28 protein-coding genes are annotated in these 26,948 nt (G+C 61.0%); 19 read left to right on the forward strand and 9 right to left on the reverse strand.

The window, feature by feature from the left end; translation table 11 throughout:
* Window positions 1–150 precede the first annotated feature (150 nt).
* Window positions 151–1,815 carry an energy-dependent translational throttle protein EttA gene (gene ettA, locus AB4N42_RS07450; protein ID WP_030140297.1) on the forward strand — a complete coding sequence of 555 codons (1,665 nt, stop codon included), beginning with the start codon at window positions 151–153 and terminating at the stop codon, window positions 1,813–1,815.
* A 180-nt stretch (window positions 1,816–1,995) separates the two neighbouring features.
* Here the strand turns inward: ettA and AB4N42_RS07455 are convergent, their stop codons facing one another.
* From AB4N42_RS07455 to AB4N42_RS07470, 4 genes are all read right to left on the reverse strand, one after another.
* Entirely contained in the window at window positions 1,996–2,487 is a 492-nt protein-coding gene (locus AB4N42_RS07455) for a GreA/GreB family elongation factor (RefSeq protein ID WP_030140296.1), read from the reverse strand.
* 70 nt (window positions 2,488–2,557) lie between these two features.
* The gene (locus tag AB4N42_RS07460) at window positions 2,558–2,914 is read right to left on the reverse strand and encodes a hypothetical protein (RefSeq protein ID WP_407684287.1); all 357 of its coding nucleotides are present in this window, start codon (window positions 2,912–2,914) and stop codon (window positions 2,558–2,560) included.
* Window positions 2,915–3,004: 90 nt separating this feature from the next.
* Window positions 3,005–4,858: an Lnb N-terminal periplasmic domain-containing protein gene (locus tag AB4N42_RS07465; protein ID WP_407684288.1), complete on the reverse strand. Its 1,854-nt coding sequence runs from the start codon at window positions 4,856–4,858 to the stop codon at window positions 3,005–3,007.
* Window positions 4,859–4,946: 88 nt separating this feature from the next.
* A complete protein-coding gene (locus AB4N42_RS07470) occupies window positions 4,947–5,435 on the reverse strand; it encodes a DUF3015 domain-containing protein (RefSeq protein WP_030140293.1) in 489 nt (162 codons plus the stop codon).
* A gap of 274 nt (window positions 5,436–5,709) precedes the next feature.
* Here AB4N42_RS07470 and AB4N42_RS07475 point away from each other — a divergent pair, with 274 nt between their 5' ends.
* The 4 genes from AB4N42_RS07475 (at window position 5,710) to AB4N42_RS07490 (ending at window position 10,221) form a co-directional block, all read left to right on the forward strand.
* Complete coding sequence (locus AB4N42_RS07475; protein WP_202334965.1) at window positions 5,710–8,148, forward strand: Lon protease family protein; 2,439 nt, start codon at window positions 5,710–5,712, stop codon at window positions 8,146–8,148.
* A gap of 306 nt (window positions 8,149–8,454) precedes the next feature.
* Window positions 8,455–8,796, forward strand: a complete 342-nt coding sequence (locus AB4N42_RS07480; protein ID WP_030140291.1) for a PA4575 family protein — start codon at window positions 8,455–8,457, stop codon at window positions 8,794–8,796.
* Window positions 8,797–8,917: 121 nt separating this feature from the next.
* Entirely contained in the window at window positions 8,918–9,406 is a 489-nt protein-coding gene (locus AB4N42_RS07485; protein WP_003205748.1) for a TIGR00645 family protein, read from the forward strand.
* A gap of 197 nt (window positions 9,407–9,603) precedes the next feature.
* A complete protein-coding gene (locus AB4N42_RS07490) occupies window positions 9,604–10,221 on the forward strand; it encodes an FKBP-type peptidyl-prolyl cis-trans isomerase (RefSeq protein WP_003205746.1) in 618 nt (205 codons plus the stop codon).
* Window positions 10,222–10,356: 135 nt separating this feature from the next.
* Here the strand turns inward: AB4N42_RS07490 and AB4N42_RS07495 are convergent, their stop codons facing one another.
* The 3 genes from AB4N42_RS07495 to AB4N42_RS07505 all read right to left on the reverse strand — a co-directional run bounded on the left by AB4N42_RS07495 (window position 10,357) and on the right by AB4N42_RS07505 (window position 12,363).
* On the reverse strand, window positions 10,357–10,614 hold the full coding sequence (locus tag AB4N42_RS07495) for a PA4570 family protein (RefSeq protein WP_003205743.1): 258 nt from the start codon (window positions 10,612–10,614) through the stop codon (window positions 10,357–10,359).
* 203 nt (window positions 10,615–10,817) lie between these two features.
* The gene (locus tag AB4N42_RS07500; RefSeq protein WP_030140290.1) at window positions 10,818–11,159 is read right to left on the reverse strand and encodes a zinc ribbon domain-containing protein YjdM; all 342 of its coding nucleotides are present in this window, start codon (window positions 11,157–11,159) and stop codon (window positions 10,818–10,820) included.
* 235 nt (window positions 11,160–11,394) lie between these two features.
* Window positions 11,395–12,363, reverse strand: a complete 969-nt coding sequence (locus tag AB4N42_RS07505; protein WP_030140289.1) for a polyprenyl synthetase family protein — start codon at window positions 12,361–12,363, stop codon at window positions 11,395–11,397.
* 252 nt (window positions 12,364–12,615) lie between these two features.
* On the opposite strand from AB4N42_RS07505, the gene rplU reads away from it, so the two are divergent.
* The 5 genes from rplU (at window position 12,616) to AB4N42_RS07530 (ending at window position 16,511) form a co-directional block, all read left to right on the forward strand.
* Window positions 12,616–12,930 (forward strand): 50S ribosomal protein L21, encoded by a 315-nt coding sequence (gene rplU / locus AB4N42_RS07510; RefSeq protein WP_003176051.1) that lies wholly within the window; start codon window positions 12,616–12,618, stop codon window positions 12,928–12,930.
* Between the two features lie 35 nt (window positions 12,931–12,965).
* Window positions 12,966–13,223, forward strand: coding sequence for a 50S ribosomal protein L27 (gene rpmA, locus AB4N42_RS07515; RefSeq protein ID WP_003205738.1), 258 nt, complete (start codon window positions 12,966–12,968; stop codon window positions 13,221–13,223).
* A 190-nt stretch (window positions 13,224–13,413) separates the two neighbouring features.
* Window positions 13,414–14,637, forward strand: a complete 1,224-nt coding sequence (gene cgtA, locus AB4N42_RS07520; RefSeq protein WP_039593902.1) for an Obg family GTPase CgtA — start codon at window positions 13,414–13,416, stop codon at window positions 14,635–14,637.
* Between the two features lie 281 nt (window positions 14,638–14,918).
* Window positions 14,919–16,037: a glutamate 5-kinase gene (proB, locus tag AB4N42_RS07525; protein WP_198798113.1), complete on the forward strand. Its 1,119-nt coding sequence runs from the start codon at window positions 14,919–14,921 to the stop codon at window positions 16,035–16,037.
* Between the two features lie 9 nt (window positions 16,038–16,046).
* On the forward strand, window positions 16,047–16,511 hold the full coding sequence (locus tag AB4N42_RS07530; RefSeq protein WP_030140286.1) for a CreA family protein: 465 nt from the start codon (window positions 16,047–16,049) through the stop codon (window positions 16,509–16,511).
* Between the two features lie 188 nt (window positions 16,512–16,699).
* Here AB4N42_RS07530 and rpsT read toward each other — a convergent pair whose 3' ends face one another.
* Window positions 16,700–16,978, reverse strand: a complete 279-nt coding sequence (gene rpsT / locus AB4N42_RS07535; RefSeq protein WP_003185593.1) for a 30S ribosomal protein S20 — start codon at window positions 16,976–16,978, stop codon at window positions 16,700–16,702.
* A gap of 254 nt (window positions 16,979–17,232) precedes the next feature.
* Here rpsT and murJ point away from each other — a divergent pair, with 254 nt between their 5' ends.
* The 6 genes from murJ (at window position 17,233) to ispH (ending at window position 24,679) form a co-directional block, all read left to right on the forward strand.
* Complete coding sequence (murJ, locus tag AB4N42_RS07540; protein WP_030140285.1) at window positions 17,233–18,771, forward strand: murein biosynthesis integral membrane protein MurJ; 1,539 nt, start codon at window positions 17,233–17,235, stop codon at window positions 18,769–18,771.
* 129 nt (window positions 18,772–18,900) lie between these two features.
* Window positions 18,901–19,839: a bifunctional riboflavin kinase/FAD synthetase gene (gene ribF, locus AB4N42_RS07545; RefSeq protein ID WP_198798115.1), complete on the forward strand. Its 939-nt coding sequence runs from the start codon at window positions 18,901–18,903 to the stop codon at window positions 19,837–19,839.
* Window positions 19,840–19,852: 13 nt separating this feature from the next.
* A complete protein-coding gene (ileS, locus tag AB4N42_RS07550) occupies window positions 19,853–22,684 on the forward strand; it encodes an isoleucine--tRNA ligase (protein ID WP_460116040.1) in 2,832 nt (943 codons plus the stop codon).
* Window positions 22,677–23,189 carry a signal peptidase II gene (gene lspA, locus AB4N42_RS07555; RefSeq protein WP_198798117.1) on the forward strand — a complete coding sequence of 171 codons (513 nt, stop codon included), beginning with the start codon at window positions 22,677–22,679 and terminating at the stop codon, window positions 23,187–23,189. Before ileS ends, lspA begins: the two co-directional genes overlap by 8 nt.
* A complete protein-coding gene (fkpB, locus tag AB4N42_RS07560; RefSeq protein ID WP_030140281.1) occupies window positions 23,182–23,619 on the forward strand; it encodes an FKBP-type peptidyl-prolyl cis-trans isomerase in 438 nt (145 codons plus the stop codon). Before lspA ends, fkpB begins: the two co-directional genes overlap by 8 nt.
* A 112-nt stretch (window positions 23,620–23,731) precedes the next feature.
* Window positions 23,732–24,679, forward strand: coding sequence for a 4-hydroxy-3-methylbut-2-enyl diphosphate reductase (gene ispH / locus AB4N42_RS07565; protein ID WP_030140280.1), 948 nt, complete (start codon window positions 23,732–23,734; stop codon window positions 24,677–24,679).
* Here the strand turns inward: ispH and AB4N42_RS07570 are convergent.
* Window positions 24,633–25,172, reverse strand: a complete 540-nt coding sequence (locus AB4N42_RS07570) for a GspH/FimT family pseudopilin (RefSeq protein WP_030140279.1) — start codon at window positions 25,170–25,172, stop codon at window positions 24,633–24,635. The genes ispH and AB4N42_RS07570 overlap by 47 nt on opposite strands.
* Before the next feature lie 126 nt (window positions 25,173–25,298).
* On the opposite strand from AB4N42_RS07570, the gene AB4N42_RS07575 reads away from it, so the two are divergent.
* The 3 genes from AB4N42_RS07575 to AB4N42_RS07585 are packed head-to-tail and all read left to right on the forward strand — an operon-like array spanning window position 25,299 to window position 26,946.
* Entirely contained in the window at window positions 25,299–25,778 is a 480-nt protein-coding gene (locus tag AB4N42_RS07575) for a GspH/FimT family pseudopilin (RefSeq protein ID WP_431144474.1), read from the forward strand.
* Window positions 25,775–26,236, forward strand: coding sequence for a type IV pilus modification protein PilV (pilV, locus tag AB4N42_RS07580; protein WP_217860371.1), 462 nt, complete (start codon window positions 25,775–25,777; stop codon window positions 26,234–26,236). The genes AB4N42_RS07575 and pilV overlap by 4 nt, the downstream gene beginning before the upstream one ends.
* Window positions 26,233–26,946 (forward strand): PilW family protein, encoded by a 714-nt coding sequence (locus AB4N42_RS07585; protein WP_217860370.1) that lies wholly within the window; start codon window positions 26,233–26,235, stop codon window positions 26,944–26,946. Before pilV ends, AB4N42_RS07585 begins: the two co-directional genes overlap by 4 nt.
* The last annotated feature ends 2 nt before the right edge of the window (window positions 26,947–26,948 follow it).

Below are 26,948 nucleotides of genomic sequence, written 5' to 3' on the forward strand. Positions count from 1 at the left end.
GACGGTTGAGGTAGCTTTGCCGGTCAAACAAGAGCGTTCCAGCTCCAGCTTCCCAGGCGCCATCCGCCCGCAGGCATTGATAGCATCAAGTGCCGGTGCCGCGCATGGCCTGGCTCGTTCTTTTCACCTGTCACTGACGCTAGGTTCACCATGGCTCAATACGTCTTCACCATGCATCGGCTGAGCAAAGTTGTTCCGCCGAAGCGGGAAATCTTGAAAAACATCTCCTTGTCTTTTTTCCCCGGCGCCAAGATCGGCGTACTGGGTCTCAACGGCTCGGGTAAATCCACCCTGTTGAAGATCATGGCCGGCGTCGATAACGAATTCGACGGCGAAGCCCGTCCGATGCCAGACCTGAACATCGGCTACCTGCCGCAAGAGCCTCAGCTGGATCCGACCAAGACCGTCCGTGAAGTGGTCGAGGAAGCGGTCAGCGTCATCAAGGACGCCCAGGCGCGCCTGGACGAGGTCTATGCCGCCTACGCCGACCCGGATGCCGACTTCGACAAGCTGGCCGCCGAGCAGGCCAAGCTCGAAGCGATCCTGCAGGCCAGCGACGGTCACAACCTGGACCGCCAACTGGAAGTCGCCGCCGATGCGCTGCGCCTGCCAGCCTGGGACGCGAAGGTCGAACATCTCTCCGGTGGTGAGAAGCGCCGCGTGGCCCTGTGTCGCCTGCTGCTGTCGGCCCCGGACATGCTGCTGCTCGACGAACCGACCAACCACCTGGACGCCGATTCCGTTGCCTGGCTCGAACACTTCCTGCACGACTTCCCGGGCACCGTGGTTGCGATCACGCACGACCGGTACTTCCTGGACAACGTCGCCGGCTGGATCCTGGAACTCGACCGCGGCGCGGGCATTCCATACGAGGGCAACTATTCGGGCTGGCTGGAAGCCAAGTCCGATCGTCTGGCCCAGGAATCCAAGCAGCAATCGGCCCATGAAAAAGCCATGAAGGAAGAACTGGAGTGGGTGCGCAAAGGCGCCAAGGCCCGCCAGTCCAAATCCAAGGCTCGCCTGCAGCGCTTCGAGGAAATGCAGTCCCAGGAATTCCAGAAGCGCAGTGAAACCAACGAGATCTACATCCCGGCCGGTCCGCGCCTGGGTGACAAGGTCATCGAGTTCAAGAACGTCACCAAGGGCTACGGCGATCGCGTGTTGATCGACAACCTGTCGTTCTCCATGCCCAAAGGCGCCATCGTCGGTGTGATCGGTGGTAACGGCGCAGGTAAATCCACGCTGTTCCGCATGCTGATGGGCAAGGAAACCCCGGATTCGGGCAGCATCGAGATCGGTGAAACCGTGCAACTGGCCTGCGTCGACCAGAGCCGTGAGGACCTGGACGGCAGCAAGACCGTGTTCCAGCAGATCTCCGACGGTTCCGACCAGATCCGCATCGGCAACTATGAAATCCCGTCGCGCACTTATGTCGGTCGCTTCAACTTCAAGGGTGGCGACCAGCAGAAGTTCGTCAAGGACCTCTCCGGTGGTGAGCGTGGTCGCTTGCACCTGGCGTTGACGCTGAAGGAGGGCGGCAACGTCCTGCTGCTCGACGAACCGTCCAACGACCTCGACGTCGAAACCCTGCGCTCCCTGGAAGAAGCCTTGCTGGACTTCCCTGGCGCCGCCATTGTGATCTCCCACGATCGGTGGTTCCTCGATCGTGTGGCGACTCACATCCTGGCGTACGAAGACGACTCGCAAGCGGTGTTCTTCGAAGGCAACTACACCGAGTACGAAGCCGACCGCAAGAAGCGTCTCGGCGAAGCCGCTGCCCAGCCGCATCGCGTACGGCACAAAAAACTGGCCTGATTGGGTCGGTTGCATGAACAACGGAGCCTTCGGGGCTCCGTTTTTCATGGAACAGCTTATCGAAGCGAAGACCGTGGCGAGGGAGCTTGCTCCCGCTCGGTTGCGCAGCAACCGCAAAAAAGCGAGGGCGGCTGTGCCACCCAGCGGGAGCAAGCTCCCTCGCCACGAACGCCTCGGGTTTTACTCCAATTCAATCGCCACCACCTCGATCGCCACATCCCCCGCTGGCCGCTTCCACACCACCTCATCCCCCACCTTGGCCCCCAGCAACGCCCGCCCCAGTGGCGAGCCCCAATTGATCAATCCTTTGGCCGCATCGGCCTGGTCTTCACCCACTAACTGCACTCGCTGTTCGTGATCCTGTTCATCGACAAAGGTCACCCAGTGCCCGATTCGCACTTGTTCGGACGAAGTCGGCGCAACGACCTGGGCGCTTTGCAGGCGCTGCTTGAAATAGCGCAGATCCCGTTCAAGGTCGGCGATCCGCTGCTTGTCCGCCAGATCCCCTTGGATCGCCTGCTGGCTGTGCAAGGCCTGCAACTCAGCGACCCGGGCCTGGAGCTGGACAAGCCCGGTGGGTGTGACGTAGTTGGGTTGCGCACTGATCTGGCGTTCGACCGGTTGATCGGCCTGGGCGGCGGCGTTGTCTTCGTTGACGAAAGCGCGACTCATAGGGTTCTCCTCTGTTGGAGTTTGGGCCATGGTCGCAAGGTTTTGGTTTCGACGAATGTCTCTGAGCGACTCACTGCGAGCGATAAGCCCGGGCGGCGTCGCGATCTTTTTCCTGTTGCCAGGCACGTTCGCGGTCGTCCCAGTGGCGTTCGCGATAGGCGTCACGTTCTTCACTCTCGCGCATGGCCTGGCATTGGCGAAAGCCGTCGCTCCAGCCCTCGGCGTAGCGCGGGTCCTTGAGATAACGCGGCACGTCCTTCCTGAACTGGCCGGTGATCGCGCCGGCGGCTTGTCGGCCGCTGCTGCAGCCATCGTCGAAACCGTCGGCGAAGGCCGGCGGATAACCTCGGGCGATCAAATCTTCATGGGTGGTTTCACAGCCACCGAGCAACACCAACACACCCAGTACCACCGCCGCGCGCCACATGTTTTGCGTTCCTGCCCGATCCACTCATGACAGAAGTCTAGAAGCGGATTCGTCAGAACGGTGTGAAAGCGCGGTGATTAATCCGTTCGCTCAGTAGTGATACCACTTCACTTCAAGCATTACCTCATTCTCCGGCGAAGCCAGTTGGCTGAATTCGCGCTGGGCACTCAGGCGCAGGCCGAGGTTGCGGGACAATTCCCATTGTTGGTTCAGGCTCAGGCTGCGGCGCACTTCGCCGTTGAAGAAATAATCGCCCTTGGCTTCCAGGCTCAGGTTGCCCAGCGGGTTTTTCCACAGCACCCCGCTGTTGAATCCGGCGGCCGGGGCGATGAACTGGGCGAAATCGTTATTGTGCTCGACCCGTACGGTGCCCAGGGCAAAGCCCAACACATCCTCCCCCAACGCCCAAGTGCCGCCGCCACCACCATTGACGTGACTGACCAGCGTTTCATCGTCGTGCTTGCCTGGCACGCGTTCCAAGCCGCCAGTGACTTGCCAGGACAACGGCTGCAACAGCTCGTTGCGTGGGGTCAAGGAGCGAATGGTCGCCAGGTCCAATTGCTGCACTTGCCAATCGTTGCCCTCGTATTGGCGCAGTTTCAATTGGAGGATTTCGATCTGCGCCCCTAGCGGGAAACTCTCTGCGTTGTCATTGAGGTCGTGATAGGCCATGCGCAGGCCATACTCGCCAAACGCCCGGTCACCCCGCGTGCCCAGGCCTGCTTGCCAGGTGCGCGATTCGTGGCCGTCTTCGGGCAGGCCCGGTTGCGCGATGTCCAGTTCCGGCGCGGGGTTCTGGTTGATCGCCCGCAACAGTTCGAAGCTGCGTTGGGCACGCTGGGGATCACGCTCCTGGCCGTTGGCGCGATAACGCTCCAGGCGGTAGGCCGCGTCGATGATCAGCGCCTGGCGATCGCGCGGCAGCGCCTTGAATTCAGGTCGTTGCAGCTGCTGCTGGTCGGCGCTGACCTGCAGTACCCATTGTTGTTCGTCATCGCTGAGCGGTTCGGCGCGGCTGAGCAGCTCTCGTTCGCGGGACGGTCGATACTGGATGCTTTCCACCAGCCCGGCTTCTTTCACTGCCTTGACGGTGTCGGTGGGAATCGCCGTCAGCGGGAACTGTTCGGTCAAGCGCAGGCTGGGGCGCGCGACTTGCAGCAGTTCAAGCAGGCGATAGGAGCAGTTTTCGTCGAAGAAGAAGTAGTCGAACTGGATCTGCTTGAGTTCCCACACATGCTCGACCATGCGTTCGGTTTCCGCCTGGCTCAGGTTGAGGCGGTATTCCCACAGGTCGCGGTTCTCCAGGCTACGGTATTCGGAGAGTTTCTCCTGGTAGGGCACCAGGGCGAACAGGCCGGGATAACCGCCCATCAGACCCTTCCAGGCGTAAAGGATGCTGTTGTCCGAGCCTTCGATGTAGGCGCCGAAGTTGATCGCGTAGCTGAGCAGCGCGGTCTTGTCGCTTTGCACGTCGGCCTGGTCGATACGCAATAAGGTGTGACCGAACATCGAGGACGGGCTGTTCAGGTAGGCAGCGGGGAAGATCATCACCGCGCTGTGGGGCGAAACGTCCTTGAACCACTGGATGTAATCGCTGCAGTTGACCGCAGGCAGGTTCGTCAGGCCGAGCTGCGCCTTCAGCCAGCGGGTGCGCGCCGGGTACACGCATTGGGCGTGTTGCTGGCCAGCGCTGGCCGGGCCGTACAGGGCTTGCAGCGTGGCGGTCAGCTCGCGGTCGGGATGTTCGTTGCCGTCGGGTGCGAGGAAGAATTTCTTGTCGCTGATGTAACTGCGCCAGCCACCGAGCTTGGCGGTTTCGTAGTGACCCAGGGAAATCCAGAAGCGGTCATTGGCCAGTTGCTGCAAACGTTGAGGGTCGACATGAGGCGCGGCGGACAGCGGGGCGCACACACAGAGCGCCAGCCAGGCAAGGCGTTTGAGCATAGTCGGCTACTTGGAAAGTCGAAAAATAAAGACCGGAGGGGCCCCAAAAAGAAAACCCGCTCCCCGAAAGGAGCGAGTGGTGTCGAGCTTAAGCTTGAGTTGCGTACTTGGCCAGGCGAGGGTCGTTTTTCAGCACGGCCAGGGTATTGGTATGCACGTCTTCTGCCGTCACGTCAGCCTTGCTGAAGATCTGCTGGAAGTGCTCGTGGGTCACAGCGGAGAAGTGTGCGCGATCTTCCGGCGCCACACCCAGTACCACGGCGTAGGTGGTCAGCGCTTCGCCCTGACCCTTGGCCATGTCTTCGGACAGCTCGTTCATCATGCCATTCATGGCCAGCCAGGACTTGCCACCGTAGGTCAGCGCTGCGTTGGTCGAGCAGCCGTTGGTGCCGGAGGTCATGCCGAAGGTGGCGTTGCCGGAAGTGCCGTTGGTGGTGGATGCGAGGAAGTGGGCCGGAGTGCCACGCTGACCTTCGAACAGCATGTTGCCCCAACCGCAATCCGGGCCGCCCGGCGCCTGAGCCATGGCGTTGATGGATACAGCGGTGAAGAGAGTACCGAGAAGAATCCGTTTCATAGCTATGTTCTCTTTATGTGCATACCAATGGACAGGGTCTGGCCCCTACAGCAGCCAGTGGGCCGGTTATTGTTCCAGCCGCGCAGTTTGGAGTTTAGGCACGATCCGAGGGTTCCGTGGCATTTTGCAAAAACATTACTGCAAACCCGTTGCTTGCGGGGCTCTGCCCTGGGTTGGTCCCTCGACTATGCTTTGGCCTCAGGCGCTCCTTGCCAGTCAGGTACGGGCAGCGCCAGAATGCCGCTATCTGCCCCGCCTGATGTAAGGAAGCCCGATGCCTGATCCTGTTGCTGCCAGCTTGCGTCTAGCGCCCGAAGCGCTGACCCGTCCGTTTTCCGCTGAACAGTTCAGCTTCTCTACCACCAATGATCTGGAGCCCTTCCGCGGTGTGCTTGGCCAGGAACGTGCGGTCGAAGCATTGCAGTTCGGTGTGGCGATGCCACGCCCCGGCTACAACGTATTTGTCATGGGGGAGCCCGGCACCGGCCGGTTCTCGTTCGTCAAACGCTACCTCAAGGCCGAAGGCAAGCGCATGCAGACCCCGTCGGACTGGGTCTATGTCAATAACTTCGATGAACCCCGCGAGCCGCGCGCCCTGGAGCTGCCGTCGGGCACCGCCGGCACCTTCATTGGCGATATCAATGGCCTGATCGACAACCTGCTGGCGACGTTTCCGGCGGTGTTCGAGCATCCGTCCTATCAACAGAAAAAAAGCGCCATCGACCGCGCCTTCAACCAGCGCTACGACCGTGCCCTCGATGTAATCGAGCGGCTGGCGCTGGAAAAAGATGTCGCGCTGTACCGTGACAGCAGCAACATCGCCTTCACCCCGATGAGCGAGGGCAAGGCCCTGGACGAGGCGGAGTTCGCCCAGTTGCCAGAGGCCGAGCGCGAGCGATTCCATGAGGATATTTCCGGCCTGGAGGAGCGTCTGAACGAAGAACTCGCCAGCCTGCCGCAGTGGAAACGCGAGTCCAACAACCAGTTGCGTCACCTCAACGAAGAAACCATCACCCTGGCCTTGCAACCATTGCTGGCGCCGTTGTCGGAGAAATACGCCGAGAACGCCGCCGTGTGCGGTTATCTGCAAGCCATGCAGGTCTATCTGCTCAAGACCGTGGTCGAGCAGTTGGTGGATGACAGCAAGACCGACGCCGTCGCCCGCAAGCTGCTGGAAGAGCAATACGCGCCGAGCCTGGTCGTCGGCCATCCGGCGAGCGGTGGCGCCCCGGTGGTGTTCGAGCCGCACCCGACCTACGACAACCTGTTTGGCCGAATCGAGTACAGCACCGACCAAGGTGCGCTCTACACCACGTATCGACAGTTGCGTCCGGGTGCCCTGCACCGTGCCAACGGCGGTTTCCTGATCCTCGAAGCGGAAAAAATGCTCGGCGAGCCGTTCGTGTGGGATGCGCTCAAGCGCGCCCTGCAGTCGCGCAAGCTGAAAATGGAATCGCCGCTGGGCGAGCTGGGTCGCTTGGCCACGGTGACCCTGACGCCGCAACACATTCCGTTGCAGGTCAAGGTCGTGATCATCGGCGCGCGCCAGCTCTATTACGCTTTGCAGGACCTGGATTCGGATTTCCAGGAGATGTTTCGCGTGCTGGTGGATTTCGACGAAGACATCCCGATGGGCGACGAGAGCCTGGAGCAGTTTGCCCAGTTGCTCAAGACCCGAACCTCGGAAGAGGGCATGGCACCGCTGACCGCTGATGCGGTGGCGCGCCTGGCCACCTACAGTGCACGCCTGGCCGAGCATCAGGGGCGCTTGTCGGCGCGGATTGGCGATCTGTTCCAGCTGGTCAGCGAGGCGGATTTCATTCGCCAACTGGCCGGTGACGAGATGACCGACGCCGGCCACATCGAACGTGCGCTCAAGGCCAAGGCCACCCGCACCGGGCGCGTTTCGGCGCGAATCCTCGACGACATGCTGGCGGGGATCATTCTCATCGACACCGACGGCGCGGCCGTGGGCAAGTGCAACGGGTTGACGGTGCTGGAAGTGGGCGACTCGGCGTTTGGCGTGCCAGCGCGGATTTCCGCCACGGTGTACCCGGGCGGCAGCGGTATCGTCGACATCGAACGAGAGGTCAACCTAGGCCAGCCGATTCACTCCAAGGGGGTGATGATCCTGACCGGATACCTGGGCAGCCGGTATGCCCAGGAGTTCCCGCTGGCGATTTCAGCCAGTATCGCCCTGGAGCAATCCTACGGTTATGTGGACGGCGACAGTGCGTCCCTTGGGGAGGCTTGCACACTGATCTCGGCCTTGTCGAAGACCCCGTTGAAGCAATGCTTCGCCATCACCGGCTCGATCAACCAGTTCGGTGAAGTGCAGGCGGTGGGCGGGGTCAACGAGAAGATCGAAGGCTTCTTCCGCCTCTGCGAAGCCCGCGGGCTAACGGGCGAGCAAGGGGCGATCATTCCCCAGGCCAACGTCGCGACCCTGATGCTCGACGAGAAAGTGCTGGCGGCCGTGCGCGCCGGGCAGTTCCATGTCTATGCCGTGCGCCAGGCCGACGAAGCCCTGAGCCTGCTGGTGGGCGAGCCCGCTGGCGAACCGGACGAGAACGGCGAGTTCCCGGAGGGCAGCGTCAATGCCCGCGTGGTGGAACGACTGCGGGTCATCGCGGAAATGATCAGCGAAGACGATATCAAGGAAGCGGAAAAGGAAATGGCGCAGCAGGCGCTGGTGGAAGCCAAGCCGGCTTGATGTTCTGATGGCGATCTAATTGTGGGAGCGGGCTTGCTCGCGAAAGCGGATTGTCAGTCGACATTGTCGTTGGCTGACACACCGCTTTCGCGAGCAAGCCCGCTCCCACAGTTCTTGTGGCTTCCTTAAAAAGTGTCACCACTTTGGCGTCAATATTCACACTGTGACCGCTCGGCGTATTCTGGTCTCGAAATCCTTCGGTGCCGGAACTTTTCTCCTATCCTCAGTTCAAGGATAACGAGAGCCATCATTGGATCGAAACAGCCCCTCCCGGGCTGAATACCGGATCTACCGAGGGGCGCCGCCATGTCGCGCAACCTTTGCCTTACTCGTCAATGCCTCGGGCTTGTCACCCGCATCGAATGCGCCGTGCGCCCCCTTGCCGGCGACACCGGCATGTGGACCGTGCTCTTCGCCGCCGGAATGGCCGGTGAGCAACCCTCCGCCATCAAGGCCCAAGGGCCGTTCCCCGGTCCGACAGCCGCTGAAACCATCCTCGATACCATCGTCCAGAGCCTGACGACCCATGGCTATGAGCTGGCGGATGATCCGCAGATCTGGTCCCTGCATATGCAGGCACAACTGCGGGAAATCAACGGAGGCCGTTGTCGCAACGTCGGCGGCTTCGAGTACCGTCCGCTTCAGTGACGCATGCCTGGGCAGTAAAAAATTGACACAAGCGCCGGATCCCGAGTGAGGGGGCGGCGTTTGTGGGGCGGATCGTGGCTGATATACTCGCCGCGATTTTTCAGCCCTGGTATGAGATTCAATGGAACGCTTTATCGAAAATGCAATGTATGCCTCCCGTTGGCTGCTGGCGCCGATCTACTTCGGGCTGTCCCTGGGCTTGCTGGCCCTGGCGCTGAAATTCTTCCAGGAAGTCTTTCATGTCATTCCCAACGTCTTTTCCATGGCCGAGTCGGACCTGATCCTCGTGCTGTTGTCGCTCATCGACATGGCGCTGGTGGGCGGCCTGCTGGTGATGGTGATGATTTCCGGCTACGAGAACTTCGTCTCGCAACTGGATATTGGCGACGACAAGGAAAAGCTCAACTGGCTGGGCACCATGGACTCGTCTTCGCTGAAGATGAAAGTCGCCGCGTCGATCGTGGCCATTTCCTCGATCCACTTGCTGCGTATCTTCATGGACGCCAAAAACGTCGATCCCGAACACCTGATGTGGTACGTGATCATCCACATGACCTTCGTGGTGTCGGCGTTTGCCATGGGCTACCTGGACAAACTGACCAAGCACTGAGCCATCCTCAGTGCCGACGCAGCGCCCGCCTGTCGAGAAACAGGCGGGCGTTGTCGTTTGGAGGGGAGGGCGCGTGAGCGGTTCGTCCGCGCCATGGCATCTGTGCTAGTCTGCTCGCCCTTTTGGTTCCGGGCGCTCCGGGAGGCGCTGTGTCATTCACGGCAATTCTCGAGCCGTCCGCACAGCGGAGCAGCATCATGTCCGAAGTTAACCTGTCCACCGACGAAACCCGCGTCAGCTACGGCATTGGCCGTCAGTTGGGCGACCAACTGCGCGACAACCCGCCACCGGGTGTGAGCCTGGACGCGATCCTGGCTGGCCTGACCGACGCGTTCGCCGGCAAGCCTAGCCGTGTGGGCCAGGACGAGATGTCCGCCAGCTTCAAGGTCATTCGTGAAATCATGCAGGCCGAAGCCGCCGCCAAGGCAGAAGCCGCTGCGGGCGAAGGCCGTGCGTTCCTGGCTGAAAACGCCAAGCGCGAAGGCATCACCACCTTGGCTTCCGGCCTGCAATTCGAAGTGCTGACCCAGGGTGAAGGCGCCAAGCCGACCCGTGAAGACCAGGTGCGCACCCATTACCACGGCACCCTGATCGACGGCACTGTGTTCGACAGCTCCTACGATCGTGGCCAGCCAGCCGAGTTCCCGGTAGGCGGCGTGATCCCAGGCTGGACCGAAGCGCTGCAACTGATGAACGCCGGCAGCAAATGGCGCCTGTACGTGCCGAGCGAGCTGGCCTACGGCGCTCAAGGCGTTGGCAGCATCCCGCCGCACAGCGTGCTGGTGTTTGACGTCGAGCTGCTGGACGTACTGTAAGACCCTGTCCGGTTTTTACAGCCGGACAAAAAACTGTGGGAGCGAGCTTGCTCGCGATGGCGGTCAGTCAATCGATATCGATGTTGAATGACACACCGCTTCGCGAGCAAGCTCGCTCCCACAGGGTCAGGTGCTTCATCCGTGGAACCTGCCGCTGAAATCACCCGTCGGGCGCAACGCCCGGGCGTAGCAGAACAGGAACAGGTTTCGCACCAACTCCTTGAGCACCAGCGGTTCGCTGGAGTTGAGGCTGTTGAGGTCCAGGTCTCCCTGGTCCTGCAGCTCATTCAAGGCTTCTTCTTCCAGTACCGCGCAGACTTCCCCGGTTTCCCGATGCAGGATCCTCAGGTAGGGATGTGGGCGGTCCAGCCAGGCATCGATCAAATAAGTCATGGTTCTCATCTCCTTGATGGGTTTGATGAGAATAATTCTTATTCGCTAAATAGCAAGTCTCTATTGGCGTGGCGATTGTTTTTCTGACGATGGGTCGTGATAGCGCGAATTGGCGCGGATTGGCCAAGCTTGCGCAAGATAGGGCTTTAAGCGAGAAGGGGGGAGCCATCCCACGCGGGGCGCGGGATGGGATTACAGCAGGATCAGACTTTTCTGACGAACTCGGATTTCAGCTTCATCGGGCCGATGCCGTCGATCTTGCAGTCGATGTCGTGGTCGCCATCGCACAGGCGGATGTTCTTCACCTTGGTGCCGACTTTGACCACCAGCGATGTGCCCTTGACCTTGAGGTCCTTGATCACGGTGATGGTGTCGCCGTCCTGCAGGACGTTGCCGACCGAATCTTTCTTCACGGTGTCGTCGGAAGGCGCTTCAGCTTCGCCGCTGGCGGACCATTCGTGGGCGCACTCCGGGCAGACCAGCTGGGTGCCGTCTTCGTAGGTGTATTCGGAATTGCATTTAGGGCAGGGAGGCAACGTGCTCACTAGGGTTCCTTGAGTATCAGGAGGGCAAAAGGGCGCACATTGTATAGGGTTTTGTCGCGAAAGAGGGGGGTACTGCGTTCGGAGAACCTGTGGCGAGGGGATTTATCCCCGCTGGGCTGCGCAGCAGCCCCAAGAGAGCTCAAACCAATCTACCTGGAACACCGGAATGTAGCTTTTAGGGCTGCTTCGCAGCCCAGCGGGGATAAATCCCCTCGCCACAAAAAAGGCCGGTGTGTCAGTGAGTACGGGCGACCGCAAACTCGCTCAGTTCCACCAGTGCATCGCGATACTCGCTGGCCGGCAGCGCATCGAGGCACTTGATCGCGCGGGCGACATAGTCCCGGGCCAGTGTCGCGGTGTATTCCAGCGAGCCGGAGGCTTCGACCGCGGCACGGATACGCTCCAGGTCTTCGATCCCGCCTTTCTGGATCGCCTGGCGCACCAGCGCTGCTTGTTCCGGCGTGCCTTCGCGCATGGTGTAGATCAGCGGCAGGGTCGGCTTGCCTTCGGCCAGGTCGTCACCGACATTCTTGCCCAAGGTCTCGGCATCGCCCTTGTAGTCCAGCAGGTCGTCTACCAGTTGGAACGCAACGCCCAGGTGATCGCCGAAGGTGCGCAGGGCTTCGCTCTGCTCGGCGGTGGCGCCTGCCAGGGCTGCGGCGCTGTGGGTCGAGGCTTCGAAAAGCATCGCGGTCTTGCCGCGAATGACTTCCATGTAGGTTTCTTCGGTGGTGCTGGCATCGCGCACCTTGGACAGCTGCAGCACTTCGCCCTCGGCGATGATGCGCGTGGCCTGGGACAGGATCTTCATCACCGGCATCGAACCTAGCTCGACCATCATTTCGAACGAGCGCGAGTACAGGAAGTCGCCCACCAGCACGCTTGGGGCGTTGCCCCACATGGCGTTGGCGGTCGAGCGGCCACGGCGCATGCCGGACATGTCGACGACGTCGTCATGCAGCAGCGTCGCGGTGTGCAGGAACTCGATGGTGGCGGCCAGCAGGCGCATGTCGTCGCCTTCGCGACCCAGGGCCTTGCCGCACAGCAGCACCAATAAAGGACGCAGGCGCTTGCCGCCAGCCGAAGTGATGTAGTCGCCGATTTTCGATACCAGCGGCACGCGGGAAGTCAGCTGCTTCTTGATGATACCGTCGACGGCACTAAAATCGTCCGCCACTGCGCGGTAGAAAGCTTGGGGTTGCATCAGCGACAGGCGCTCCAGAAGGGTTGCGCGGCATGCTAGGACCCACGTCCTGGCCTGTCAAGGCGCATGCTTCTGCAGTGCGGGGCGGCTACTTGCAAGGCTCGGTCAGCTTGCGTACAATCGCGCACCCTGAACTTCCTGGGCAGCACCTGCCTTACGCAATTGCATCCGGGCCTTCCAGCCCATGCAGCCATGCCAGCCAATACCTCTTCTTATAAAGCGCTGGGTGAGCAGGATTATCGGAGAAATACCATGTCGTACGCAGTAATTGTTACTGGTGGCAAGCAATACAAGGTCGCCCCAGGTGAATACCTGAAGATCGAAAAACTGGAAATCGCTACTGGCGAATCCGTGACTTTTGATCGCGTTCTGTTGGTCGCCAATGGCGATGACGTGAATATCGGCGCTCCAGTCGTTGCTGGCGCTACCGTTGTGGCTGAAGTGATCTCCCAAGGTCGTCACGATAAAGTCCGCATCATCAAGTTCCGTCGCCGTAAGCACCACATGAAGCGTATGGGCCACCGCCAGTGGTACACCGAGATCAAAATCACCGGTATTCAGGCTTAATTTCAGCCTAATTCCTCACTAGGAGAATTGAACTCATGGCACACAAAAAAGCTGGTGGTAGTACCCGTAACGGTCGCGACTCAGAAGCCAAACGCCTTGGCGTGAAGATGTATGGCGGCCAGGCTATCAAAGCAGGCAACATCATCGTGCGTCAGCGCGGCACCCAATTCCACGCTGGCTACGGCGTGGGCATGGGTAAAGATCACACCCTCTTCGCTAAAGTCGAAGGCGTGATCAAGTTCGAAGTGAAAGGCGCCTTCGGTCGTCGTTACGTAAGCGTTATCGCAGCTTAATTGCGAGACCGCTGGAAAAGCCCTGTCTTGCGACGGGGCTTTTTCGTTTGTGGGGTGAGTCTCTTGCAAAACTGTTTGTATGGGCTGTCGGCGCTGCGGTTGGGCGTGTTTTGAGGTCGCTGCGCTCATTTTTGCAAGAGTCTTATGTCTTGTTTTTTTCGGCTCGTCCGTACGGCGAGAGGCGTGTGTCATGAAGTTTGTTGATGAAGTATCGATTCGAGTAAAGGCTGGCGACGGCGGCAATGGCTGCATGAGTTTCCGTCGGGAAAAATTCATTGAAAATGGTGGTCCGAACGGTGGTGACGGGGGTGATGGCGGCTCGATCTACATGCTCGCCGACGAAAACCTCAACACCCTGGTGGACTACCGTTACACCCGGCACTTCGATGCCGAGCGTGGCTCCAACGGCGGCAGCACCGACTGCACCGGCAAGAAAGGTGAAGACCTGATCCTGCGCGTGCCGGTTGGCACCACGGTGATCGACTCCGCCACCCAGGAAGTCATCGGCGACCTGACCAAGGCCGGTCAGCGTCTGCTGGTCGCCCATGGCGGTTGGCACGGCCTGGGCAACACCCGTTTCAAATCCAGCACCAACCGTGCGCCGCGCCAGACTACGCCAGGCAAGCCCGGCGAGCAGCGCGACCTGAAGCTGGAAATGAAGGTGTTGGCCGACGTGGGCCTGCTGGGCTTGCCGAACGCCGGTAAAAGTACCTTCATCCGTTCGGTCTCTGCAGCCAAGCCGAAAGTCGCCGATTACCCGTTCACGACCCTGGTGCCGAACCTGGGTGTGGTCAGCGTTGACCGCTGGAAGAGCTTCGTGATCGCCGACATCCCGGGGTTGATCGAAGGGGCTTCCGAAGGTGCGGGCCTGGGGATTCGCTTCCTCAAGCATTTGTCTCGTACCCGCCTGTTGCTGCACCTCGTCGACATGGCACCGCTGGATGAAACCAGTGCTGCCGATGCTGCCGAAGTCATCGTCAACGAGCTGACCAAGTTCAGCCCGGCCCTGGCCGAGCGCGACCGTTGGCTGGTGCTGAACAAGTGCGACCAGATCCTCGAAGAAGAGCACGAGGAGCGGGTCAAGGAAATCGTTGATCGCCTGGAGTGGGAAGGTCCGGTCTATGTGATCTCGGCCATTGCCAAGGAAAACACCGAGCGCCTGTGCCACGACATCATGCGTTACCTGGAAGATCGCGCCGACCGCCTGGCCAACGACCCGGCCTACAAGGAAGAGCTGGCAGAGCTCGACCAGCGCATCGAAGACGAGGCTCGCGCGCAGTTGCAGGCGCTGGACGACCAGCGTGCGTTGCGCCGCAGTGGCGTCAAGTCGGTCCATGACATCGGCGACGACGATTGGGACGAAGAAGATGTGGATGACGAGGACGGTCCGGAAATTATCTACGTCCGCGACTGATGCTACTCAGTTGAAACCAAGGCCTGTGGGAGCGAGCTTGCTCGCGATAGCGGTGTGACAGCCGGTATCAATATTGCTGACCCCTGCAATCGCGAGCAAGTCGGATTGCCGCACCATCGCTCCCACAGGTTCAAGTGTTTCGGTGCGGTGTTATCATCGTAACCAGCCGGTTTCCAAGGCGCCGCTCAATCGAGCGGCGTTTTGGTATCTGTAGAACGCAAATACGAATAATCCCATGGGCGGCGCTGGGTCGCGCCGTTCGCTGGCAAAGGTTGAAGAAAATGCGGAGCAAGGTGACGGGTGCGCAGCGCTGGGTCGTGAAGATCGGCAGTGCACTGCTGACAGCGGATGGCAAAGGCCTGGATCGCCAGGCAATGGCGGTGTGGGTCGAGCAGATGGTGGCCTTGCATGAGGCTGGCGTCGAACTGGTATTGGTCTCGTCCGGGGCCGTGGCCGCCGGTATGAGTCGCCTGGGCTGGACGTCGCGACCCAGCGCGATGCATGAGCTGCAGGCTGCTGCCGCCATCGGCCAGATGGGCCTGGTCCAAGCCTGGGAGTCGAGCTTTGCCGAGCATGGCCGCCACACGGCGCAGATCCTGCTGACCCATGACGACCTGTCCGACCGCAAGCGCTACCTCAATGCCCGCAGTACGTTGCGAGCGCTGGTGGAGCTGAAAGTCATCCCGGTGATCAACGAGAACGACACCGTAGTCACCGACGAGATCCGTTTTGGTGACAACGACACCCTGGCTGCATTGGTGGCGAACCTGGTGGAGGCGGACCTGCTGGTGATTCTCACGGACCGCGACGGCATGTTCGATGCCGATCCGCGCAACAACCCTGACGCCAGGCTGATCTACGAAGCCCGTGCCGACGACCCGGCGCTGGATGCGGTTGCCGGTGGTACGGGCGGGGCGCTGGGGCGCGGTGGCATGCAGACCAAGCTGCGCGCTGCGCGTCTGGCGGCCCGTTCCGGTGCTCATACCATCATTGTCGGCGGGCGCTTGGAGCGGGTGCTGGATCGCCTGAAGTCAGGCGAGCGCATCGGCACCTTGCTCTCGCCAGAGCGCGGCATGCTGGCGGCGCGCAAGCAATGGCTGGCTGGGCATCTGCAAACCCGTGGCACGTTGGTGCTGGACGCGGGTGCCGTGTCGGCCTTGTCCCAAGGCAACAAAAGCCTGCTGCCGGTAGGTGTGAAGCTCGTCCAGGGCAGTTTCCGCCGCGGTGAAATGGTCGTGTGCGTGGCGCCGGACGGTCGCGAGATCGCCCGTGGCCTGGCTAACTACAGCGCGCTGGAGGCGCAGAAAATCATCGGTCAGTCGTCTGATGCGATTGTCGGCTTGTTGGGTTACATGGCGGAGCCCGAGCTGGTTCACCGTGACAACCTGATCCTCGTCTAAGGAAAAATCATGGGTTTGGCAAAAGGATTGATCGGCTTGCTGTTGGCAGTGCCGCTGCTGGCTTCGGCCGAAGAAATCGGTCAGGTCTCGACCGTGTTCAAGTTTGTCGGGCCGAACGATCGGATCGTGGTCGAGGCGTTCGACGACCCTAAGGTCGATGGCGTGACCTGCTACCTGTCGCGAGCCAAGACTGGGGGTGTAAAAGGCGGCCTGGGCCTGGCCGAGGATCGCGCCGAGGCGTCCATCGCCTGTCGCCAGGTTGGGCCCATCAGCTTCAAGGGTGAGCTCAAGGATGGCGAGGAGGTGTTCCGCGAGCGCACTTCGCTGGTGTTCAAGACCATGCAAGTGGTGCGGTTCCTCGACAAGAAGCGCAATACCCTGGTTTACCTGGTCTACAGCGACCGGGTGATCGAGGGCAGTCCGCAAAATGCGGTGACCGCTATTCCGATCTTGCCTTGGGCTCGGGCTCAATAACCTGCGCTAAATGCCCCTGTGTGGGAGTGAGCCTGCTCGCGAATACGGTGTGTCAGCTGGCATCAATGTCACTGGCAGATCGCATTCGCGAGCAGGCTCGCTCCCACAGTTTTAATTTGAGGTGCGGCTGGTAAATCCCAGGCAATAAAAAACCGACCCTGAGGTCGGTTTTTTAATGAGCGCGTCGCTTAGGCAGCAGCGGCAACGTTCAAGGCCTTTACGTGGCCATTCAGGCGGCTCTTATGGCGAGCAGCCTTGTTCTTGTGGATGATGCCTTTATCGGCCATGCGGTCGATAACTGGCACAGCCAGAACGTAAGCAGCTTGTGCTTTTTCAGCGTCTTTTGCGTCGATGGCCTTGACTACGTTCTTGATGTAGGTACGGACCATGGAACGCAGGCTGGCGTTGTGGCTGCGACGCTTCTCAGCCTGTTTTGCACGTTTTTTGGCGGAAGGTGTGTTGGCCACCGTCGAGCTCCTCGAAAGACTTTTTAGGAAATAGCAAACAAAATAGGCCGCGAATCATGCCGATGAGTTGAGGTCTTGTCAAGGGCGGGTGACACGTTCCGCTGAATGGCAGGTGCGGCGCACCGAATGATTTCTTTCCGGCGTGCGACCTGTAAACTCGCGGGCTTTGGCGCTGTGCTGTTTAGCGGCGCGGAGTATCGCACAAGTGGGCGCATTGTTCGCCTGCTGTTTATCGACAGGCAAAAACTCTTTTCATGAACCTGCTCAAATCGTTGGCTGCCGTCAGCTCTATCACGATGCTTTCCCGCATCCTGGGATTCGTTCGCGATACGTTGATCGCCCGGATATTCGGTGCCGGAATGGCCACCGACGCCTTCTTCATTGCGTTCAAGTTGCCCAACCTGTTGCGGCGGATCTTCGCCGAAGGGGCGTTTTCCCAGGCCTTCGTGCCGATCCTGGCGGAATATAAAAGCCAGAAGGGCGACGAAGCGACCCGTACCTTCATTGCCTACGTCACCGGTCTGCTGACGCTGGTGCTGGCCTTGGTCACGGCCGCCGGCATGCTCGCCGCGCCCTGGGTGATCTGGGCCACTGCACCAGGTTTCACCGACACGCCGGAAAAATTCCAGCTCACCTCTGACCTGTTGCGGGTGACCTTTCCTTATATATTGCTGATTTCCCTGTCGTCCCTGGCCGGCGCGATCCTCAACACTTGGAACCGTTTCTCCGTGCCGGCCTTCGTGCCGACGCTGCTCAACGTCAGCATGATCATCTTCGCGGTGTTCCTGACGCCGTACTTCGATCCGCCGGTGATGGCGCTGGGTTGGGCGGTGTTGGCGGGCGGCCTGGCGCAGTTGCTCTACCAACTGCCGCACCTGAAGAAGATCGGCATGCTGGTGCTGCCGCGGCTGAACTTGCGCGACAGCGGCGTGTGGCGGGTCATGAAGCAGATGCTGCCGGCCATCCTCGGCGTCTCGGTGAGCCAGATTTCCCTGATCATCAATACCATTTTTGCCTCGTTCCTGGTGGCGGGCTCGGTGTCGTGGATGTATTACGCCGACCGCTTGATGGAATTGCCATCCGGCGTGCTGGGCGTGGCGCTGGGCACGATCCTGCTGCCGACCCTGGCCAAGACCTACGCCAGCCAGGATCGCCATGAGTATTCGCGGATCCTCGATTGGGGCCTGCGCCTGTGTTTCGTACTGGTCCTGCCTTGTGCCCTGGCGCTGGGGATCCTGGCCGAGCCGCTGACGGTTTCGCTGTTCCAGTACGGTCAATTCAATGCATTCGATGCCCTGATGACCCAACGGGCGCTGATCGCCTACTCGGTGGGGCTGCTCGGGATCATCGTGATCAAAGTCCTCGCGCCGGGCTTCTACGCCCAGCAGAACATCCGTACGCCGGTGAAAATCGCCATCTTTACCCTGTGCATGACCCAACTGTTCAACCTGCTGCTCATCGGTCCGCTGGCCCACGCCGGCCTGGCCCTGGCGATCAGCGCGGGTGCCTGTCTCAACGCCGGGCTGCTGTTCTATCAACTGCGCAAGCAGAAGATGTATCAACCGATGCCGGGCTGGGGCAAGTTCGGGCTCAAGTTGCTGGTCGCCGTGGCGGTGATGTCGGCGGTGCTGCTGGTCGGGATGCATTTCATGCCGGCTTGGGGCGAAGGCGTGATGCTCGAGCGTTTCCTGCGCCTGGGTGTGCTGGTCGTGGCGGGCGTGGTGGCGTATTTCGGCATGTTGCTGTTGATGGGCTTCCGTTTGCGCGACTTCAATCGCAAGGCCTTGAGCTGACAGGTTGCCCCTGATAATCCAGGGGCGGGCGGCGGTTTTGTCGGTTCGATCACTTTGGGTTACGGTGTTGCCTGTCACCGACCGCCGGGTGTGGTTATAATCGGCCACTTTATGAGCAAGAAGCGCGTTATGCAGCTGGTTCGAGGCCTCCACAACCTGCGTCCCCGGCATCGGGGCTGTGTCGCCACTATTGGCAACTTTGACGGTGTTCACCGTGGCCACCAGGCTATCCTGGCGCGGCTGCGCGAGCGTGCGCTGGAATTGGGCCTGCCCAGTTGCGTGGTGATCTTCGAGCCGCAGCCCCGGGAGTTTTTCGCCCCGGACACCGCTCCGGCCCGTCTGGCCCGGTTGCGGGACAAACTGCAATTGCTTGCGGCCGAAGGCGTCGACCGGGTCCTGTGCCTGGCTTTCAACCAGCGCCTGAGCCAGCTCAGTGCCGCCGAATTCGTCGATACCATCCTGGTGGATGGCCTCGACGTGAAGCATCTGGAAGTCGGTGACGATTTCCGTTTCGGTTGCGACCGGGCAGGCGATTTCGATTACCTGCAACAGACCGGCGTCGCCCGGGGCTTCACCGTCGAAGCGGCGCAGACCGTCGAGATGGATGGTTTGCGCGTCAGCAGCACCCAGGTCCGCAACGCCCTGGCGGCTGCCGACTTCGCATTGGCCGAGCGCTTGCTCGGTCGGCCGTACCGGATTGCCGGGCGGATCCTGCACGGGCAGAAGCTGGCGCGCCAATTGGGCACGCCAACGGCCAACGTGCAACTCAAGCGCCGTCGCGTGCCGCTGACCGGGGTGTTCCTGGTGAGTGTCGACATCGACGGCAAGACCTGGCCCGGCGTCGCCAACATTGGCGTTCGTCCTACGGTGCAGGGGGATGGCAAGGCCCATCTCGAAGTACACATTCTGGATTTTGCCGGCGATCTGTATGACCGGCGTTTGACGGTGGTTTTCCACCAGAAGCTGCGTGAAGAGCAGCGTTTTGCCTCTCTGGAGGCGCTCAAGACGGCGATCCATGCAGATATCGCCGCCGCCCGTGCCCTTGTCGCAACCAGCGCCAATCGCTAATGAAGAGCCTTAAATGACCGACTATAAAGCCACGCTAAACCTTCCGGACACCGCCTTCCCAATGAAGGCCGGCCTGCCTCAGCGCGAACCACAGATTCTGCAGCGTTGGGACAGCATTGGCCTGTACGGAAAGTTGCGCGAGATTGGCAAGGATCGTCCGAAGTTCGTCCTGCACGACGGCCCTCCGTACGCCAACGGCACCATCCACATCGGTCACGCGCTGAACAAGATTCTCAAGGACATGATCATCCGCTCCAAGACCCTGTCGGGTTTTGACGCGCCGTATGTCCCGGGCTGGGACTGCCATGGCCTGCCGATCGAACACAAGGTCGAAGTGACCCACGGCAAGAACCTGGGCGCGGACAAGACCCGCGAGCTGTGCCGTGCCTACGCCACCGAGCAGATCGAAGGGCAGAAGTCCGAATTCATCCGCCTCGGCGTGCTGGGCGACTTCGCCAACCCATACAAGACCATGGACTTCAAGAACGAAGCCGGCGAAATCCGTGCCCTGGCGAAAATCGTCGAGGGCGGCTTCGTGTTCAAGGGCCTCAAGCCGGTGAACTGGTGCTTCGATTGCGGTTCGGCCCTGGCCGAGGCGGAAGTCGAGTACGAGAACAAGAAGTCCTCGACCATCGACGTCGCGTTCCCTATCGCCGATGAAGACAAGCTCGCCGCGGCTTTCGGCCTGGGCAAGCTGGCCAAGCCGGCCTCGATCGTGATCTGGACCACCACCCCGTGGACCATTCCGGCCAACCAGGCGCTGAACGTCCACCCGGAATTCAACTACGCCTTGGTCGACGTTGGCGACAAGCTACTGGTGCTGGCCGAAGAGCTGGTCGAATCCTGCCTGGCCCGCTATAACCTCGAAGGTTCGGTGATCGCCACCGCTCCGGGGTCGGCGCTGGAACTGATCAATTTCCGCCATCCGTTCTATGACCGCTTGTCGCCGGTGTACCTGGCCGACTACGTGGAACTGGGCGCGGGCACCGGCGTGGTCCACTCCGCGCCGGCCTATGGCGTCGACGACTTCGTGACTTGCAAGAAATACGGCATGGTCAACGACGACATCCTCAACCCGGTGCAGAGCAATGGCGTGTACGTGCCGTCGCTGGAGTTCTTTGGCGGCCAGTTCATCTGGAAAGCCAACCCGGCCATCGTCGACAAGCTGACCGAAGTCGGTGCGTTGCTGCACACCACCATCATCGAACACAGCTACATGCACTGCTGGCGCCACAAGACCCCGCTGATCTACCGCGCCACCGCGCAGTGGTTCATCGGCATGGACAAGCAGCCCACCAGCGGCGACACCCTGCGCCAGCGTTCGCTCAAGGCCATCGAAGAAACCCAGTTCGTGCCGGCCTGGGGCCAGGCGCGCCTGCACTCGATGATCGCCAACCGTCCGGACTGGTGCATCTCCCGCCAGCGTAACTGGGGCGTGCCGATCCCGTTCTTCTTGAACAAGGAAAGCGGTGAGTTGCACCCGCGCACCGTCGAACTGATGGAAATCGTGGCCAAGCGCGTCGAAGCCGAAGGCATCGAAGCCTGGTTCAAGCTCGATGCCGCCGAGCTGCTGGGCGACGAAGCACCGCTGTACGACAAGATCAGCGACACCCTGGACGTCTGGTTCGACTCCGGCACCACCCATTGGCACGTACTGCGCGGTTCGCACCCGATGGGTCATGAGACCGGCCCGCGCGCCGACCTGTACCTGGAAGGTTCGGACCAGCATCGTGGCTGGTTCCACTCGTCCTTGCTGACCGGTTGCGCCATCGACAACCACGCGCCGTACCGCGAGCTGCTGACCCACGGCTTCACCGTCGACGAGTCCGGCCGCAAGATGTCCAAGTCCCTGGGCAACGTGATCGCGCCGCAGAAAGTCAACGACACCCTCGGCGCCGACATCATGCGCCTGTGGGTGGCGTCCACCGACTATTCCGGCGAGATGGCCGTTTCCGAGCAGATCCTGCAACGCAGCGCGGATGCCTACCGGCGGATCCGCAACACCGCGCGCTTCCTGCTTTCGAACCTGACCGGCTTCAACCCGGCCACCGACCTGCTGCCGGCCGAAGACATGCTCGCGCTGGACCGTTGGGCCGTGGACCGTACCCTGTTGCTGCAACGCGAATTGCAAGAACACTACGGCGAGTACCGTTTCTGGAACGTGTATTCCAAGATCCACAACTTCTGCGTCCAGGAGTTGGGTGGTTTCTACCTCGACATCATCAAGGATCGCCAGTACACCACCGGCGCCAACAGCAAGGCCCGGCGCTCCTGCCAGACCGCGCTGTTCCACATCAGCGAGGCGCTGGTGCGCTGGATCGCACCGATCCTGGCGTTCACCGCCGATGAACTGTGGGAATACCTGCCGGGCGAGCGCAACGAGTCGGTGATGCTCAACACCTGGTACGAAGGCCTGACCGAACTGCCGCAAGGCTTCGAGCTGGACCGTGCGTATTGGGATCGCGTGATGGCGGTCAAGGCTGCGGTCAACAAGGAAATGGAGATCCAGCGGGCGGCCAAGGCCGTCGGCGGCAACCTGCAAGCCGAAGTGACCCTCTATGCCGAAGATGCCTTGAGCGCCGACCTGGCCAAGCTGGGCAACGAACTGCGCTTCGTGCTGATCACCTCCACCGCCAGCGTTGCACCTTTCGTGCAGGCGCCGGCCGATGCGGTGATCACTGAAGTCAGCGGCCTGAAGCTGAAGATCGTCAAGTCGAACCACACCAAGTGCGCCCGTTGCTGGCACTGCCGTGAAGACGTCGGCGTGAACCCGGAGCATCCGGAAATCTGCGGTCGTTGCGTCGACAACATCAGCGGTAGCGGCGAGGTTCGCCACTATGCCTAATGCAGCGGGCCGTTTCGGTCGGTTGGGCTGGCTCTGGTTGAGCTTGCTGGTGCTGGTCATCGACCAGGCCAGCAAGTACTACTTCGAGAACGCGTTGACCATGTACCAGCAGATCGTGGTCATTCCCGACTACTTCAGTTGGACCCTGGCCTACAACACTGGCGCGGCGTTCAGCTTCCTGGCCGACAGTTCGGGCTGGCAGCGCTGGCTGTTCGCGCTGATTGCCGTGGTGGTCAGTGCCGTGCTGGTGGTCTGGCTCAAGCGCCTGGGGCGTGACGAAACCTGGCTGGCCGTGGCGCTGGCGCTGGTCCTCGGCGGCGCGTTGGGCAACCTCTACGATCGGATTGCCTTGGGCCATGTGATCGATTTCATCCTGGTGCATTGGCAGAACCGCTGGTATTTCCCGGCGTTCAACTTTGCCGACAGCGCCATCAGCGTGGGCGCCGTGATGCTCGCCCTGGATATGTTCAAGAGCAAGAAAACCGGAGAAGCCGTCCATGACTGAGCAGCGTATCGCTCAAAACACCGAAGTGAAGCTTCACTTCGCCCTGCACCTGGAAAACGGCGACACCGTTGACAGCACCTTCGACAAGGCTCCGGCGGTGTTCAAGGTCGGCGACGGCAACCTGCTGCCCGGTTTCGAAGCGGCAATCTTCGGTTTCAAGGCCGGCGACAAGCGAACCGTGGTCGTTCCGCCGGAAAATGCCTTTGGTCAGCCCAACCCGCAAAACGTGCAGACCATGCCACGCTCGCAATTCCAGGACATGGAACTGTCGGAGGGCTTGCTGGTGATCTTCAATGACGCGGCCAATACCGAATTGCCGGGTGTGGTTAAGGCATTTGACGATGCCCAGGTGACCGTTGATTTCAATCATCCACTGGCGGGCAAGACCTTGAATTTCGAAGTGGAAATTCTTGAGGTCAAGGCGGTTTAGGATTTAACAGGCAGTTCCTGCTGCCACCCGATTCACTGTGGGAGCGAGCAAGCTCGCTCCCACACTGGATTGCATTGATTCAATCTCTTGCGCGCAAGACACGAGGCACAGCATGCAAATCAAACTCGCCAACCCCCGTGGCTTCTGCGCCGGCGTGGACCGGGCGATCGAAATCGTCAACCGCGCCCTGGAAGTGTTCGGGCCGCCGATCTACGTGCGCCATGAAGTGGTGCACAACAAGTTCGTCGTCGAGGACCTGCGCAGCCGCGGGGCTATTTTCGTCGAGGAACTGGACCAGGTGCCGGACGACGTCATCGTGATCTTCAGCGCCCACGGCGTTTCCCAGGCGGTGCGTACCGAAGCCGCCGGCCGAGGCCTGAAAGTCTTCGACGCCACCTGCCCGCTGGTCACCAAGGTCCATATCGAAGTCGCACGCTACAGCCGCGACGGTCGCGAATGCATCCTGATCGGCCACGAGGGCCACCCGGAAGTCGAAGGCACCATGGGCCAGTACGACGCCAGCAACGGCGGCGCCATCTACCTGGTCGAGGACGAGGAAGACGTGGCGGCCCTGCAGGTGCGCAACCCGGAAAAACTCGCTTTCGTCACCCAGACCACCCTGTCCATGGATGACACCAGTCGCGTCATCGACGCCTTGCGTTCGCGCTTCCCGGCCATTGGCGGACCGCGCAAGGACGACATCTGCTACGCGACCCAGAACCGTCAGGACGCGGTCAAGCAACTGGCCGACGAATGCGACGTGGTCCTGGTCGTCGGCAGCCCGAACAGCTCCAATTCCAATCGCCTGCGTGAGCTGGCCGAGCGCATGTCCACCCCGGCCTACCTGATCGACGGCGCCGAAGACATGCAACGCAGCTGGTTCGACGGCGTCGAGCGGATCGGCATTACCGCCGGTGCCTCCGCCCCGGAAGTCCTGGTGCGCGGTGTGATCCAGCAATTGCAGGCCTGGGGTGCAACCGGGGCTGACGAGCTGGCCGGTCGCGAGGAAAACATCACGTTCTCGATGCCGAAGGAACTGCGCGTCCGCTCCCTGCTTTGAGTCCTTTTGCACACAGGGCCTGCTCGGCCTCGATACTTTCCAGGCGGACGCGGCCGGACGGCGCCAATATCACTTGGTGATGGCTGACCGGCCGGCGTTTGGCGCACACATGCAGCGTGCCGGCCTGGAATGAGCCATTGGAATGCAGGGCCTCTCCCTGGCTGCCGAACCTGATCCTGCGCTTGACCGTCGAGTTGCCAACTACCCGAGCGCTGCTCCTGCGCTCCTTCAACAAGGTCTTCTCCTTGTCGTCCAGCATGATCCGCCAGCCTTTGCTCCAATCGTTATCTATTGCGTGTATCAACACCCGGCAGTTACGCGTGATGGCTTCACTGCGGGCGCTGCGCAATCCGCTGAGCAGTAGCTGCGCGGTGTCCTCGCGTTCGATGGATTCGATCAGTTGGGTGTAGCTTGTACTGGCCAACGGCAGAACAATTGCGGCAATTGCCAGTCCGATGAGCAGTTCGATCAGGCTGAAGCCTTGTTGATACATGACGTCTCCTCCCTGGAGTACGAAAACGACGCGATCCTGGCGTCCTGATTGAAACAACCACCCACACGGCGGTGGTTTGTTCTAGCGTGTAATGGCAGGTATAGCCGACGGCAACGGAGGGCATCGATGGATCTTCGTACAAAAGGTTTCACGCTGATCGAGGTGCTGGTGGCCCTTGGCGTGATGCTGCTGCTGATTACCATGGCGGTACCGTCGTTCACCGGTTCGCTGCAAAGCACCAAGGCCGATACCGAAATCGGTGACCTGCAGCGGGCCTTGAACTTCGCCCGAATGGAAGCGATCAACCGTGGCATCACCACGCGCGTTCGCCCGACCACGCAGGGTGGTGCCTGGAACGGCGAACTGATCGTGTATGACAACACTGGCAATCCGCCCAACCCGAATGTATTGCGGGTTGTTCCAGCGATGGGCAGCGGCGCGACTCTGACGCTAACCTCAGAGGTGACCAGTATCGATTTCAACAACCTCGGCGGATTATCGGGCCTGGCCGTGCCGGTGAGCTTCAATTACGTAAGGGGGGCGCAAAGCCGGACGCTGAATGTTTGCCTCAATGGACGAATCGTATTGAATGGAAATTGCGGATGAAGGGTTGCAGCAAAAAGGCGCAGGAGGGCATGACGCTGATCGAAGTGCTGGTGGCAGTGCTGATTCTCGGGGTGGGCTTGCTGGGCGCGGCGATGATCCAGCTCAATGCGCTCAAATACACCGACAGCTCGCGCATGACCAGCCAGGCCAGTTTCATTGCCTATGACCTGCTGGACCGCATCCGCGCCAATTCTGGCGCCGACTACACCATCGCTCCACCCGGCTCCCCCAACCTCAACGTGGCCCGGGACCAGGACCTGTACGACTTCAAGACCAACATCGTCGCCTTCGGCGGCGCCACCGCCACGGGCACTGTGGCACTGAACCAGCGGGTCTACACCATCACCATTTCCTGGGACGATGCCCGGGCCGCCAACACGACCAACGCGGCCGAGGCGCGGCGCAGCTTCGTGCTGACCAGCCGTGTCGCCGTCGATCCGGTGGCGGCGACGCCATGAACGGACGCAGCCGCGGCTTCGGCCTGATCGAATTGATGATCGCGCTGGTCATCAGCCTCATCGTGGTGTTGGGCGTCGTGCAGGTTTTCATCGCGGCGAAGAACACCTACGTCAGCCAGAACGCTGCCGCCGTCATGCAGGAGGACGCACGGTTTGCCTTGAGCAAGATGGTTCAGGAGATTCGCATGGTCGGCATGTTCGGTTGCCTGGCGACCGTCATCGATGCTTCCACGGATAACAGTTTCGCGGCCAGCCAGATCACGCCGATCCGCTGGGACAACGCGAACCGCAGGTTGACCCTGGTGACGGCGGACATTGGCAGTGGCGGTAACGCACCGACCTGGACCGTGGTCTCCGATTGCCGCACCTCGGCAACGGCCTATTCCAACGCCCGTGCGCCCGCGACGGGTCAGTTGGCCTTCCCGATTCGCCGACTGATCTACGGCTTCAACAACAATCAGCTACTGCTGGGCACAGGCCCCGGCACTCCGACCATGGCGGTGCTGGTGGACAATGTACGGGCATTCAACGTGACATTCGGCATGGCCGGCAGTGCGACGGACACCGCTGCCACCAGCTACAGCGCCAACCCGAGCGACCCGGCGCTGATCCGCAGCGTACGCCTGACCCTGACGCTGTTCGATCCGCGGAACACCGTGCGCGACCAGACCTTCAATGTGGTCGCCGCTTTGCGGAACCGGCTGCTATGAAG

Source organism: Pseudomonas sp. H2_D02 (assembly GCF_054677635.1).

Bases quoted from the DNA above. Each gene is read 5' to 3' on its own strand.
- AB4N42_RS07530 (WP_030140286.1), top strand. From the start codon at position 16,047: ATGGGTTTGGCAAAAGGATTGATCGGCTTGCTGTTGGCAGTGCCGCTG.
- AB4N42_RS07570 (WP_030140279.1), bottom strand. From the start codon at position 25,172: ATGTATCAACAAGGCTTCAGCCTGATCGAACTGCTCATCGGACTGGCA.
- AB4N42_RS07485 (WP_003205748.1), top strand. From the start codon at position 8,918: ATGGAACGCTTTATCGAAAATGCAATGTATGCCTCCCGTTGGCTGCTG.
- AB4N42_RS07495 (WP_003205743.1), bottom strand. From the start codon at position 10,614: ATGACTTATTTGATCGATGCCTGGCTGGACCGCCCACATCCCTACCTG.
- ribF (WP_198798115.1), top strand. From the start codon at position 18,901: ATGCAGCTGGTTCGAGGCCTCCACAACCTGCGTCCCCGGCATCGGGGC.
- cgtA (WP_039593902.1), top strand. From the start codon at position 13,414: ATGAAGTTTGTTGATGAAGTATCGATTCGAGTAAAGGCTGGCGACGGC.
- AB4N42_RS07480 (WP_030140291.1), top strand. From the start codon at position 8,455: ATGTCGCGCAACCTTTGCCTTACTCGTCAATGCCTCGGGCTTGTCACC.
- AB4N42_RS07455 (WP_030140296.1), bottom strand. From the start codon at position 2,487: ATGAGTCGCGCTTTCGTCAACGAAGACAACGCCGCCGCCCAGGCCGAT.
- AB4N42_RS07505 (WP_030140289.1), bottom strand. From the start codon at position 12,363: ATGCAACCCCAAGCTTTCTACCGCGCAGTGGCGGACGATTTTAGTGCC.
- rpmA (WP_003205738.1), top strand. From the start codon at position 12,966: ATGGCACACAAAAAAGCTGGTGGTAGTACCCGTAACGGTCGCGACTCA.
- AB4N42_RS07460 (WP_407684287.1), bottom strand. From the start codon at position 2,914: ATGTGGCGCGCGGCGGTGGTACTGGGTGTGTTGGTGTTGCTCGGTGGC.
- AB4N42_RS07575 (WP_431144474.1), top strand. From the start codon at position 25,299: ATGGATCTTCGTACAAAAGGTTTCACGCTGATCGAGGTGCTGGTGGCC.
- AB4N42_RS07585 (WP_217860370.1), top strand. From the start codon at position 26,233: ATGAACGGACGCAGCCGCGGCTTCGGCCTGATCGAATTGATGATCGCG.
- ileS (WP_460116040.1), top strand. From the start codon at position 19,853: ATGACCGACTATAAAGCCACGCTAAACCTTCCGGACACCGCCTTCCCA.
- AB4N42_RS07490 (WP_003205746.1), top strand. From the start codon at position 9,604: ATGTCCGAAGTTAACCTGTCCACCGACGAAACCCGCGTCAGCTACGGC.
- fkpB (WP_030140281.1), top strand. From the start codon at position 23,182: ATGACTGAGCAGCGTATCGCTCAAAACACCGAAGTGAAGCTTCACTTC.
- lspA (WP_198798117.1), top strand. From the start codon at position 22,677: ATGCCTAATGCAGCGGGCCGTTTCGGTCGGTTGGGCTGGCTCTGGTTG.
- ispH (WP_030140280.1), top strand. From the start codon at position 23,732: ATGCAAATCAAACTCGCCAACCCCCGTGGCTTCTGCGCCGGCGTGGAC.
- AB4N42_RS07465 (WP_407684288.1), bottom strand. From the start codon at position 4,858: ATGCTCAAACGCCTTGCCTGGCTGGCGCTCTGTGTGTGCGCCCCGCTG.
- AB4N42_RS07475 (WP_202334965.1), top strand. From the start codon at position 5,710: ATGCCTGATCCTGTTGCTGCCAGCTTGCGTCTAGCGCCCGAAGCGCTG.
- pilV (WP_217860371.1), top strand. From the start codon at position 25,775: ATGAAGGGTTGCAGCAAAAAGGCGCAGGAGGGCATGACGCTGATCGAA.
- proB (WP_198798113.1), top strand. From the start codon at position 14,919: ATGCGGAGCAAGGTGACGGGTGCGCAGCGCTGGGTCGTGAAGATCGGC.
- AB4N42_RS07470 (WP_030140293.1), bottom strand. From the start codon at position 5,435: ATGAAACGGATTCTTCTCGGTACTCTCTTCACCGCTGTATCCATCAAC.
- ettA (WP_030140297.1), top strand. From the start codon at position 151: ATGGCTCAATACGTCTTCACCATGCATCGGCTGAGCAAAGTTGTTCCG.
- rplU (WP_003176051.1), top strand. From the start codon at position 12,616: ATGTCGTACGCAGTAATTGTTACTGGTGGCAAGCAATACAAGGTCGCC.
- murJ (WP_030140285.1), top strand. From the start codon at position 17,233: ATGAACCTGCTCAAATCGTTGGCTGCCGTCAGCTCTATCACGATGCTT.